The sequence below is a fragment of the Pseudomonas sp. SIMBA_067 genome (assembly GCF_046534675.1).
GTDB classification, from domain to species: Bacteria; Pseudomonadota; Gammaproteobacteria; order Pseudomonadales; family Pseudomonadaceae; genus Aquipseudomonas; species Aquipseudomonas putida.
This window is the reverse complement of sequence record NZ_JAWRYH010000855.1, coordinates 1-255: the sequence shown is the minus strand read 5'-3', so window position 1 is coordinate 255 and position 255 is coordinate 1. Positions and strand designations below refer to the sequence as shown.

Sequence of the window (255 nt, the reverse complement as noted above, 5' to 3'; positions counted from 1 at the left end):
ACGCAGCTGTCGGTCAGCGCATTGGACGAAGAAGGCGTCGGGCATGGCGACTGCATGCTGCCTGGTGGTTACAGCGAGCTGGTCGATGTGCTGACGCAAAACCTGGACATTCGGTTGAACACAGCAGTAGCCCGTATCGACTGGTCAGGCACAGCCGTCATGGTGAATGATGAAACCTGCGATTTCTGTATTTGCACCGTCCCCGTAGGTGTGTTGAAAACGATGCACTTCACCCCTGAGTTACCTGAAACCCAG

1 protein-coding gene is annotated in these 255 nt (G+C 55.3%); it reads left to right on the top strand.

The annotated features are described in order from the left end of the window. Nucleotides 1-255: FAD-dependent oxidoreductase (locus tag SB765_RS31625; protein WP_410932755.1), on the top strand; the 255-nt coding region annotated here is incomplete at both ends.